Raw genomic sequence first — 11,845 nt, forward strand, 5'->3', positions numbered from 1 at the left:
CGCCGCAGTTACATTGCAGACCAGGGATGTGGCGGCTTTCAGCAGAGTCGGCAGACCGCGTCGAGGACGTCGGTGATGTTGGCGCGGGCAGGCAGGGGGAGGCCGAGGAACCGGGCGAACTCGACCGCGATCATCCGTGGGGTCGCGGCCGGGGGACGGTGATGTAGATGACCGGGATGTCGTGGTCGGCGTCCGGGTGCTGTCGGCGGTTGATCGTCTCAAGGGTCTTGCCGAGCTGGGTCAGGCAGGTCGTCTTCCCGGTCCGGGCCGCTCCTGAGAGGATCAGGCCGGTCCGGCCGGTGTCGGCGTTGCGGTTGACGTAGAGCGCCCGGCAATAGGGGTGTGGATCAAGGGGCGGGGCTGCGGCCCGCCGGTGGCGGCTGCCGGCTGGCTACGATGGTCGGGGATCGTCGCTCCACCGGTGAGGAAGGCTTGTGATGAGGTCCGCTGAGATCGCGAGCCGCTGGCTCCGCTACTTCGCCGAGCGCGGGCACACCGTCGTGCCGTCGGCATCCCTGATCGCGGACGACCCCACGCTGCTGCTCGTGAACGCGGGCATGGTCCCGTTCAAGCCGTACTTCCTCGGCGAGGTCAGCCCGCCGTACCCCCGGGCGGCCAGCATCCAGAAATGCGTGCGCACCACCGACATCGAGGAGGTCGGCAGGACGACCCGGCACGGTTCCTTTTTCCAGATGTGCGGAAACTTCTCCTTCGGGGACTACTTCAAGGAGACCGTTATCCCGCTGGCCTGGGAACTGCTCACCACGCCGGTTTCGGCGGGCGGGTACGGCCTGGACGACAGCCGCCTGTGGGTGACCGTCTACCTCGACGACGACGAGACCGCTGACATCTGGCGGTCCACGGTCGGGGTGCCCGCCGAGCGCATCCAGCGTCTCGGCATGGAGGACAACTTCTGGTCAATGGGTGTGCCCGGCCCGTGCGGACCCTGTTCGGAGATCAACTACGACCGTGGCCCGGAGTTCGGGATCGACGGGGGCCCCGCCGTGAACGGCGAGCGTTACCTGGAACTGTGGAACCTGGTCTTCATGCAGTACATCCGGGGTGAGGGGACCTCGAAGAAGGACTACCCGATCCTCGGTGACCTGCCGTCGAAGAACATCGACACCGGCCTCGGCCTGGAGCGCCTCGCCGCGGTTCTCCAGGGGGTCGACAACCTCTACGAGACGGACACGTCCCGGCTGATCCTCGACCGGGCGTCGGAACTCACCGGCGCCCGCTACGGCGCCGGGCAGCGCTCGGATGTGTCGTTGCGGGTGGTAGCTGATCATGTGCGCACCTCGGTGATGCTCATCGGCGACGGTGTGCTGCCGGGTAACGAGGGGCGTGGCTACGTGCTGCGCCGGATGATGCGCCGCGCGATCCGCAACATGCGCCTGCTCGGCGCCCATGACGCGACCATGCGGGAGATGGTCGCGGTCACGATCGAGGCGATGGGCCCCCAGTATCCCGAACTTGTCACCGACCGGCTGCGGATCGACTCGGTGGCTACCGCCGAGGAGGCGTCGTTCCTCCAGACGCTGCGCACCGGGACGTCCATCTTCGACCTGGCTGCGGCCGAGACGAGGAAGGCGGGCGGCGGGGTCCTCACGGGTGAGCGGGCGTTCCAGCTGCACGACACCTTCGGGTTCCCGATCGACCTCACCTTGGAGATGGCGGCTGAGCAGGGTCTGACCGTCGACGCGGAGGGCTTTCGCCGGCTCATGGGCGAGCAGCGCCAGCGCGCCAAGGCCGACGCCCGCGCGAAGAAGACCGGGCACGTGGACACCTCGGCGTACCGGGACATGCTGGCCGCGGCCGGCCCATCGGAGTTCACCGGCTACGACATCGCAGCCGGGACCACCGGCGGGACAGCCGCCGGGACTATCACCGGAACCGTCGCCGAGCCCGCCGTCGTCCGCGGGCTGCTGGTGGACGGGTCGCCCGCCCATGAGGCCGGCGAGGGCAGCGACGTCGAGGTCGTGCTCGACCGCACGCCGTTCTACGCCGAAGGCGGTGGCCAGCTCTCCGACACCGGCGTGGTCCGCCTCGATGACGGCACCGAGATAGAGATCTTCGATGTGCAGAAGCCCCTGCCAGGGCTGATCGTCCACCGTGGCCGGGTGCGCTCGGGCGGGGTCGTCCTCGGGGCGAACGCGCGGGCCGAGATCGACCTGGACCGACGGGGAGCGATCTCGCGCTCGCACAGCGCCACACACCTGACTCACCAGGCGCTGCGGGACGCGCTCGGCCCGACGGCGGCGCAGGCCGGTTCGGAGAACTCGCCTGGCCGGTTCCGTTTCGACTTCTCCTGCGCCGGTGCGGTGCCGGCGTCGGTGCTGGCCGACGTGGAAGAGACGATCAACCAGGTGCTGATCGAGGATCTCGATGTCCACGCCGAGGTGATGAACGCCGACGAGGCACGCCAGACCGGCGCCATCGCCATGTTCGGCGAGAAGTACGGCGACCGGGTGCGGGTCGTCTCCATCGGCGAGTACTCCCGTGAGCTCTGTGGTGGCACGCATGTCCGCCGCTCCGGGCAGCTTGGCCTGGTCAAGCTGTTGGGCGAGTCGTCGGTCGGCGCGGGGGTCCGGCGGGTCGAGGCCCTCGTGGGCCTGGACGCCTACCGTTACCTGGCCCGCGAGGCCGTGCTCGTCGCACAGGTCACCGATGTGCTCAAGGCGCCACGGGCCGAAGTGCCCGAGCGCCTCGCCGGGGTGCTCGCACGGTTGCGCGAGGCCGAGAAGGAGCTGGAGAAGCTGCGGGCGGCCGCGGTGCTGGCCGCGGCGGGCGGCCTCGCGAGCGGGGCCGAGGACGTCGGCGGGGTTGCGCTGGTTACCCACCAGGCGCCCGATGGCACCTCCGCGGATGATCTGCGCAGGCTCGTCCTTGACATCCGTGGCAGGGTCCCCGCCGAGCGTCCGGCGGTCGTCGCGGTGGCAGCCGCGGTCGACCGGCGCCCGGTCATCGTGGTGGGCACGAGCGGCGCCGCGCGTGACCGCGGGGTCAAGGCCGGGGAGCTCGTCCGCGGTGCCGCGAAGATCCTCGGTGGTGGTGGCGGCGGCAAAGATGATCTTGCTCAAGGCGGTGGCACTGACGCGGCCGCGATCACGGACGCGCTCGCGGCGGTCCGTCGGTCCGTCGCGGAACGAGTGGCGGCTGTCTGACTGGTCGGGCCGTGTCCGGTCTTCGGTCCGTCTGGGTGAAGGATCATATCCGGGAACTCGCGCCGAGCCCTCTTCGTTAACCAATACGGTGATCACATTGATGCTAGGGGTAACATCAATACTATAGGTGACACCAATCTGTTGCTGATCGGGATTCGGACTGGCGGTCGGATGCGGGCGCGGGAGCCCATTGGTCGGCCCTTATGACCTGCACGGTCGTCGTCACCACGCGACACCCTCAAGGGCGATCTTCATCGCGACGTCCTGTCCGGTGCTGATCCGTCCTTGAGGAGGGTGGCGTGGCCGTTCCCACACCATCATCACCATCATCACCGCCGTCAGAGTCGTCGCCGTCGTTGTCGCAGCACAGTCACTCCCCGCCGGTGCCGGGGACCGCCATCCATGACCCGAACACCCACGGCCCGGACCGCATGCGCCGGATCGCCGCGCTGCGACCCGACCTGCAGGCGTCGCTGGTGGTGTTCCTGGTCGCGATGCCGCTCTCCCTGGGCATCGCGGTCGCCACGGGCGCGCCGGTCGCCGCTGGGCTGATCGCCGCCGTGATCGGTGGGATCGTCGTGGGGGCACTCGGAGGTGCGTCCCTGCAGGTCAGCGGGCCTGCGGCTGGGCTCACCGTGGTCGTCGCCGGTCTTATCACCACGTACGGGTGGCGGGTCACATGCGCGGTGACCGCGGCCGCCGGTGTGGTCCAGATCCTCTTCGGCGTCAGCCGGGTCGCCCGCGCCGCGCTCGCCGTGTCACCCGCGATCGTGCACGGCATGCTCGGTGGGATCGGGCTCACCATCGCCTTCGGCCAGCTGCACGTCATCCTTGGCGGTGAGCCGGACTCCCACGTCATCGACAACATCATGGCCCTGCCCGGACAGATCGTCGTCAGCCACAGCGCCGCGGCCCTGATCGGAGCCGTCACGATCGCCGTCATCGTGCTGTGGCCCCGGCTGGTCCGCGGACTGCCCGGCGGGTTGCGCGCGATCCCCGGGCCGCTCGCCGCGGTCGTCGTCGGGACCGTCCTCGCCGCCGCACTCCACCTGGACCCGCCCCGCGTCAACCTGCCTGGGTCGATCATCAGTTCGGTGTCGTTGCCGGTCTTTCCCGACGGGGACTGGTCCGGCATCATCCTCGGTGTCCTCACCATCGCGATCGTGGCGAGTGTGGAGTCCCTGCTGTCCGCTGTGGCGGTGGAGAAGCTGGCCGCCGCCCATGGCCGGGCGCCGCAGGGCCGGATCAACCTCGACCGTGAGCTTCTCGGGCAGGGGGCAGCCAACGTCCTGTCGGGTCTCGCCGGCGGTCTGCCTGTTACCGGTGTGATCGTGCGCAGTTCCACCAACGTCGCGGCCGGAGCGAGAACACGGGCGTCGGCGATCCTGCACGGCGTGTGGGTGGCGCTGTTCGCGGTGTTTCTCGGCGGAGTGGTCGAGTGGATTCCGCTGTCCGCACTGGCCGGCCTGCTCGTCGTCGTCGGGGTCCGGCTGGTGGATGTCTCCCATCTGCGCCACGTACAGCGACACGGCGAACTGCCCGTGTACGTTGTCACACTCGTCGGTGTCGTCGCGCTCGACCTGCTCCAGGGCGTCGTGCTCGGGATGCTCACCGCGCTCGGCCTGGTTCTCCGCCGGGTGCTGTGGTCGAACATCCATCTCGTCCAGACGGGGGAGACGTGGCGGGTGGATGTGGAGGGCACCCTGAGCTTTCTCTCGCTGCCGCGTCTCGCCCGGGTTCTTGGCCGGGTTCCCACCGGGGCCTGTGTGTCGATCGAGCTCGTGGTCGACTACCTCGACCACGCGGCCTTCGAGCATCTGCATGCCTGGTGCGCCGAGTATGAGCGGACCGGCGGCCAGGTGAGCGTGGACGAGATCGGTCACGCGTGGTTCCGGCGGCCGCGTACGGACCAGCCCCACCGGCGCCGGACCGTGGTTCCGCACCTGCCGCGCTGGTTCGCGCCCTGGTCGCAGTGGCAGGAGCTGGCAGCCTCCCACGGAGAGGCGCACCGTGCGGCCGCGCCGGTGACGGCCGACGGCGGTCCGGATGCGACAGGTACGGTGGATGTCGCTGATGGTCATGTTCACCCGGTCGGCACGATGCTGGTGGGGGTCGCCGAGTTCCACCGCCGGGCCGCTCCGCTGCTGCGCGGCACCCTCGGGGATCTCGCGGATGGTCAGCGCCCCAGCGCGCTGTTCCTCACCTGCGTCGACTCCCGGGTTGTCCCGAACATCATCACCAGTAGCGGACCTGGCGATCTGTTCACTGTCCGCAACGTCGGTAACATCGTGCCGCTCGTCTCGTCGGACGGCCCGCTCGTTGGCGGGCCTACGGGCGATCTGTCTGTGACCGCCGCGCTCGACTACGCCGTCGACGTCCTGCGGGTGCCCTCGATCGTGGTGTGCGGGCACTCGGGATGCGGCGCCATGACGGCGTTGCTGTCCGGCGCTATCGATCAGGAGCCTGACTCCGCGCTGGCGGGCTGGTTGACCCACGCGCACGGAGCACTGGCCCGGACACCGCTGCCGGGTACCGAGACGTTGTCGCCCCTGGAACAGCTGGGCCGAGCGAACGTCGTGCTCCAGCTTGAGCACCTGCGCGGGCACCCGGCCGTGCGGCGTGCGCTGGACCGGGGTCCGCTCGAGCTTGTGGGTCTCTACTTCGACATTCCCGCCGCGCACACCTGGGTTCTTGACGAGACATCAGGCCGTTTTGTCGACCCTTCCGACGCGCTGGCCGCGGTGCCACCGCAGCGCCGTCGTTCACCCCGCCGCTGGGACACACCGGCGGCAGCTTCGCGGGCTCCAGCCTGAGAGCACTGTTGAGATCGTCATTCCGGCTCACCGCGGCGAGCCGAACACGCTGAAGCACTGCTTGTGGATCACTGTGCTGAAGGCTGGGGCGAATCCCCGCGCAACATCGGGAAACGTGTCCGGCAGGTTGATATGCCTGACGCTGGCCGGCAGCCCGCGGTATGGTTTTATTCACTACTTCAATGACTCGCTTCAACGACTCGATGATCATTGATATCCAGCTGTCTGGTGTTCTTGCTGCCTAGGCCTTATGTATTCGGTCGCATCGGGTCGGCGGTGGCTTTTATGCTTATGCGGATCATCCTTGTCGTGTCAGCGACGGATTCACAGCCAGGGAGAAGCGTGCTTTCCTGGCGGACGGTCGAGACGGGGTGGGACTGGTGGCCACGGAAGCCACGATCGCGTTACCGGCGATGTTGGCCGATCTGGCGGAACTCGTGCGCTGCGAGTCCTTCTCGGCCGACCATGCCGCGGTGGCGCGCAGCGCCGAGGTTGTCGGCGCGCTCGGGGCGAGGCTGCTGGGCGCGGCTCCGGAGACGATCGTGATCGATGGTGTGACCCACCTGCGGTGGATCTTCGGCGCGCCGCGGGTGCTGCTGGTGGGACACCACGACACCGTGTGGCCGGTGGGCTCCCTGGAGAGCCGCCCCTGGTCGTTGCTCGACGGGATCGCCCGCGGCCCTGGGGTCCTGGACATGAAGGCAGGGCTGGTGCAGATGTTCCACGCGCTGGCCTCCCTGCCGTCCCCAGACGGTGTGTGCGTCCTGGTCAACGGGGACGAGGAAGTCGGTTCCCCGACCTCCCGGGAACTGATCGAGGAATCCGCGCGCGGTTGCGCGGCCGCCTTCGTGCTGGAGGCGGCCGCGAACGAAGAAGGTGCCATCAAGATTGCCCGTAAGGGCACCTCGCATTATGAGGTGGTGGTGCACGGCAAGGCCGCCCACGCGGGCCTGGAGCCGCAACGGGGGGTCAACGCCGCGATCGAGGCCGCCCACCAGATCCTGGCAATCGCCGGCCTCGCGGCCTCGATGGGTACCACCGGCTCCATCCTGGGCGCCCCCACCATAACGCCCACCCTGCTGTCGGCCGGCAGCACGCGCAACACGGTGCCCGCGCTGGCGAAGGTACTGGTGGACGTGCGCGTGCCGACTCTGGCGGCGCAGGACCAGATAGACGATCTCATGCGGGGGCTCACCGCCCGGACACACGGAGCTCGGCTGGAGGTGCTGGGCGGCAGGCAACGGCCGCCGATGGAACCGGAATCCTCCGCCGAACTGTTCGCCCTCGCCGCCAGCATTGCCGTGGAACTGGGCCAGGAGCCGCCGCGGGGGATCGCCGTCGGCGGCGCCTCGGACGGTAACTACACCGCGGCCGTGGGCTGCCCGACGCTGGACGGGCTCGGTGCCGTCGGCAGCGGCGCCCACACGGATGCCGAGTACGTCGAGGTCGCGCGGATGCTCCCCCGCACCCACCTGCTGGCTCAGCTGATCACGCGGACAAGACAATGACAGGAAGCCGCGTCCAAGGACAGGAAGCCGCGTCCAAGCGGCCCCTGGCACGGCCGCGGGCCACACCGATACCGGATGAGTGGTATCGGTCTGGCCGAGAACGCGGCCAGGGGCCGCCTGGAGGCGGCGAGCCGGACAGCTGGCTTTCCTGACCGTGTGGTCCCGGTTTGACTCCCGGCGGACAGGCCTCGCCGAGCGCCCGCCTGCCCGCCTGCCCGCTCGTCCGTCGATCCGGAGGGGAGCGGCGGGGGAGCGGAACTGCCAACAGCCGGGCTCGGTACCCTCAGTCGTAACGTGCGAACATGGCGCGTCCAGTTCCGCTCGGGATGGGCCGGGCAGATGGCGTTTTTCATGGGGGGGCCTTGAGCGAGCGGCTGACCGAGCTGGAGATCCGGGCGCTCGCGGGGGCGTTCGCCACTTCGCTGAGCGCCGTCCAGTTACTGGAACGCGCTGGCGTGGACCGACTCGAACAGCCGTCCTGGGCGCCGGCACAGTCTCCGCTGGCGTTCTGGGTGGAGGTGAACAACTTTCTCGACAGCGGCGGGTTGCCGGATGGCCGGCGGCGGATTCTCGCCGCCGCTGCCGAGCGCTACCCGGCGAATCCGGTGTTCGCGCAGGCGCGGGATTTCGCGGCTGGATTCTCCGCCGCTGGAACCGCCGCTGGCCATGGGCCAGCCGCTGCCGCGGGCGTACCCGGCGGGTTCAGCTCGCCCGATGGCCTTCCGCTGCCGTACACCGTGCTCGCTCTGGACGCGGTGCGGTTCAGCGCGCACGGCACTCTCGTCCAGCTTGCCTGGCGCCGGGGCCTGCGCGAGATCGTCGACGAGGCCTGCGGGCGGACCGGTATAGCCGCCGACGCCATCCAGCTACAGGACCGGGGCGACGGTTTTCTCGGTGTTGTCGCCGTCAGCGTCCCCAAGGCGACACTCGCCGCGGATTTCGTCCGCGAGCTGCGGATAGCACTGCGGGCCTTCAACCGGACCCGTAACGACACCGGTCGGGTCCGGGTGCGGCTGGCGTTGCATCACGGTGATGTGATCGTCGACGGTACCGGCTTCGCTGGCCAGCCGACCATCGTCGCGGCCCGGCTGGTGGACGCCCCGCCGGTGCGCCAGGTGCTCGCGGATGCGCCATCCGAAGATCTTGCGCTTATCGTCTCCGACGAGCTGTACGCCGCCACCGTTGCCGAGCAGCTCCGCGGTCTGGACCCAGGGGAGTTCCGCGAGGTCACAGTCGAGGTTCCGAAGTTCTCCGGTACGGCCTGGGTGCAGGTGCCGGCCGCCGGCCGCGGCGCCGAGACCGACCGCGCCGCCGCGGAGCGCCCAGCCGCGGCGGTCACCGATGACAAGCCCGCCGACGCGGCCCGCTGGGACTTTCTCGTCTCCGCCGCCGAGGCGGACGAGAACTGGGGCACCTGGATCGCCTGGGAGCTTGAGCAGCGTGGGTACCGGGTGCATATCGAGACCTGGGACGCGCTGCCTGGCCAACACGACCTGCGGCGGCTCGACGACGCGATCAGGTATTCCGAACGTACCTTGGTGGTGCTGTCGGACAACTATCTGCAGGCGGTGGAGGTACAGGCCGAATGGCATGCCGCGTGGCAGCGCGACCCCGACGGGATGCGACGGAGGCTGATCCCGGTGCGGGTGGCGGAATGCAAGCCGGACGGATTGCTGCGGGGTATCGTTGCCATTGATCTCGTTGGCCTCCCGCGTGAGGCCGCGGCAACTGAACTCGTCGAACAGGTGAAAAGATCGCTTGCCGGTCGTTATCGACCGGCTGGCCCGCCGCCGTTTCCCGGCCCGAACGGATGAGCGGGGAAAGGTAACAGGCCTTTCCATCGATCGCGGGAAGGCCATCGCCAGGTGGGTCTTTGTGCTGCCCGCGGACAGGCCATCGACTCTGCCGAACGTCCCACCCGATTCGGATACTGGATGCCATGCGTGTTCTGGTGTTCGGTGGTGGAGTGATCGGTACGCTGCATGCCTGGGCGCTGTCACGGGCCGGGCACGAGGTCAGCCTGCTGGTCCGGCCGGAGCAGGTGGACCGATGGGCCGACGGGATCGATCTGAGTATTCTCGACGTCCGGGGCAGGCGCCGCCGGGAGGTCACCGAGCGTTTCCATCCTCGTGTTGTCACCGAGCTGCGTCCGGCGGATGGCGTCGAGCTCGTTGTGCTTGCCGTCCGGCATACCCAGACCCCGGACGTCCTGCCCGGGCTCGCGCGAAACCTTGGCGCGGCCACCGTGCTGTTCCTGAACCACAACTGGCGTGGGCTGGACTTCATCGATTCCTGTCTGGGCAAGGACCAGTACGTGCTGGGCGCTCCCCGGGCCGGCGGCGGCATCATCAACAACGTGTTGACCGGCGCCCTTGAGGGCGGGATCGTGCTCGGGCCGAGCATGTCCGGGCGGGGGGCACCCGGAGCGGCCACGGGTGACATCGCAACGGGCGACACGATGACGGACATCGCCGAGCAGAATCTGGGCCGCTTCGCCGCGTTCTTCGCGGAAGCCGGTTTCCGGCCGGAGATCCGTCCCAACATGGAGCACTGGCTGTGGGTGTATTTCGCCAGTATCACCGCATGGATATGCGGTGCTGCCCGTGCCCGTGGATTCGAGCGTTTCACGCGCAGCAACCGAGCTGTCTACGACGCGCTGCATGCGGGCCGGGAAGCCATGCAGGTATGCGTTGCACGCGGGGCGGAGGTGCGTTTTGCGCAGGACGCCCGACCGTTCGTGCTTCCGCCGTCGACGGTGGCACCGGCGGTACGGCTCATGCTCCGCGGAGAGCTGCCCCAGCGAATCTCGGTCAACCGCAGCCGGTACGCGCCCGCGGAACTGTACGAGATCTACGATGACGTCATCCGGACGGGGGAACGGCTCGACGTTCCCATGCCCTGCCTTTTGTCCTATCGCAACGACGTGGAACGGATGGTGGAACTAGCCCCCAGCCTGTGACCTGGCTCTGGGGGTGTTGACCGATGAGCCGGGGTAGCCGCGCATCGCGCGGCGATGGACAGGGAGCGATGACGCGCGGCGCGTGCCCCAGCCCCGCTCTTTGATCCACGCTCCCTGTTGCCGGGGCCTCTTGGAGCGCGTTTGAGATCGTCATTCCGGCTCGCCGCGTCCAGGCGCCCCCTGGCCGCGTTGTCGGCCACACCGATACAACTCATCCGGTATCGCTAGCGCGCGGGCGTGGACCGCCACCAGCGGGTCGTCGTCGACGTAGACGACCCGGGACTCCGGCGCGATCCGTTGCGCGACGTCGTGGACGTTGACCGCCGTCGGCAGTCCGACGCCGACGTCCAAGAACTGCCGCACCCCCGCCTCGGCCGTCAGGTAGGTTAGGACCCGCGTCATCGCCGCGCGGGTCGCACGGGCTATCTCGACGACCGCCGGGAACCATTTCTTGTAGGCTTCCCCGGCGGCCCGGTCGACGGCAAAATGGTCCTTTCCGTCGAGATAGTAGTTCCACAGCCGCGCCGGGTGCGGAACCGTGGTGTCGAACGTTTCCGTGCTCACGCGACGGGTTCTCCTGCAAGTTGGGAATTTCGTTGGCGACGTCGTGACCAGGGGTCCAGGTCGAAGGGCTTACCGTGCCTGGCTCTCGCCGTGCACGGTAAGGCGGATCTCGTCGGGCGACCTTGAGCAACGTCACCGTGTCCACCGGCAACGCGCAATCGGGTGCCTCCCTTTTTCACCCTGACCCGATCCGTTTACACGGGCAAGGTGCCCGTCAAACCCAAGAAGCAACCTGCTTGTGGTCGATACGCGCGAGATTCTGTGGCGTTCCAAAGTCGATGAAGTACCGGCGTCCGTTGTCATACGCCTTCAACTTCCTACGGGCGATGAGCACGGGAAGGATCGACGAATAGAGATCGGGAGCCTGTCCTGGCTGGTAGGCGGACAGCAGCGATTTACTGAGTAGAAGGACGCCCGTGCTACTGCCACGCCAGGTGAAATCGACCGGTGCGGCAGGTTTCGGCACGGCCTCAAGAGAGGCAACGACGCTCCTGCCCGCATCGACATACCATGCGCCGTTGTTGGGTGCGTCCAGACGTTGTGTGAGGACGATGACCGCGCTGCCTTCGGCCCGTTCGCCGTGGCTTAGCAGGTCGGGCACGTCAAGTTCTACTATCGTGTCGCCGTTCCAGACCATAAAGACATCGGTTGGGACGGAGCCCAGACATTCCAACAGGTCGGAACCTGTCCCGCGCTGGTTGGTGTGGACGAACAGGAGGTCAGCCCTGGAAAGCTCGCCGTTGAAGTGTTCCCGGATCATGTCTTCGTGATGGTGGACGGCCACGACCACCGGTCGTAATCCGGCGCCGAGAAGCCGGCATACGAGATGTTCCAGGT

General features: G+C 68.4%; 6 protein-coding genes and 1 pseudogene. 5 read left to right on the top strand and 2 right to left on the bottom strand.

Features of this window, described 5'->3' with window-relative positions:
• The first annotated feature begins 437 nt into the window (after nt 1-437).
• The 5 genes from alaS (at nt 438) to MJ783_RS17785 (ending at nt 10,444) form a co-directional block, all read left to right on the top strand.
• A complete protein-coding gene (alaS, locus tag MJ783_RS17765; RefSeq protein WP_239311724.1) occupies nt 438-3,164 on the top strand; it encodes an alanine--tRNA ligase in 2,727 nt (908 codons plus the stop codon).
• A gap of 431 nt (nt 3,165-3,595) precedes the next feature.
• Nucleotides 3,596-5,977, top strand: coding sequence for a SulP family inorganic anion transporter (locus MJ783_RS17770; protein ID WP_370651676.1), 2,382 nt, complete (start codon nt 3,596-3,598; stop codon nt 5,975-5,977).
• Nucleotides 5,978-6,390: 413 nt separating this feature from the next.
• Complete coding sequence (locus tag MJ783_RS17775; protein WP_370651677.1) at nt 6,391-7,485, top strand: M20/M25/M40 family metallo-hydrolase; 1,095 nt, start codon at nt 6,391-6,393, stop codon at nt 7,483-7,485.
• A gap of 362 nt (nt 7,486-7,847) precedes the next feature.
• Nucleotides 7,848-9,299 (top strand): TIR domain-containing protein, encoded by a 1,452-nt coding sequence (locus MJ783_RS17780; protein ID WP_239311730.1) that lies wholly within the window; start codon nt 7,848-7,850, stop codon nt 9,297-9,299.
• A 125-nt stretch (nt 9,300-9,424) separates the two neighbouring features.
• Entirely contained in the window at nt 9,425-10,444 is a 1,020-nt protein-coding gene (locus MJ783_RS17785; RefSeq protein WP_239311732.1) for a ketopantoate reductase family protein, read from the top strand.
• A 225-nt stretch (nt 10,445-10,669) separates the two neighbouring features.
• On the opposite strand, the pseudogene MJ783_RS17790 reads toward MJ783_RS17785, so the two are convergent.
• Together MJ783_RS17790 and MJ783_RS17795 are read right to left on the bottom strand one after the other, a co-directional pair.
• A pseudogene (locus tag MJ783_RS17790) lies at nt 10,670-11,008 on the bottom strand (SAM-dependent methyltransferase); the annotation flags it as partial.
• Nucleotides 11,009-11,222: 214 nt separating this feature from the next.
• Nucleotides 11,223-11,845: hypothetical protein (locus MJ783_RS17795; RefSeq protein ID WP_239311734.1), on the bottom strand; the 623-nt coding region annotated here is incomplete at its 5' end.

It is taken from the genome of Protofrankia sp. Cj3, from assembly GCF_917627355.1.
In the GTDB taxonomy this organism is placed as follows: Bacteria; Actinomycetota; Actinomycetes; order Frankiales; family Frankiaceae; genus Protofrankia.

Excerpts from the sequence above, each read along its gene's own strand:
- alaS (WP_239311724.1), top strand. The coding sequence starts at position 438 with ATGAGGTCCGCTGAGATCGCGAGCCGCTGGCTCCGCTACTTCGCCGAG.
- MJ783_RS17785 (WP_239311732.1), top strand. The coding sequence starts at position 9,425 with ATGCGTGTTCTGGTGTTCGGTGGTGGAGTGATCGGTACGCTGCATGCC.
- MJ783_RS17770 (WP_370651676.1), top strand. The coding sequence starts at position 3,596 with ATGCGCCGGATCGCCGCGCTGCGACCCGACCTGCAGGCGTCGCTGGTG.
- MJ783_RS17775 (WP_370651677.1), top strand. The coding sequence starts at position 6,391 with ATGTTGGCCGATCTGGCGGAACTCGTGCGCTGCGAGTCCTTCTCGGCC.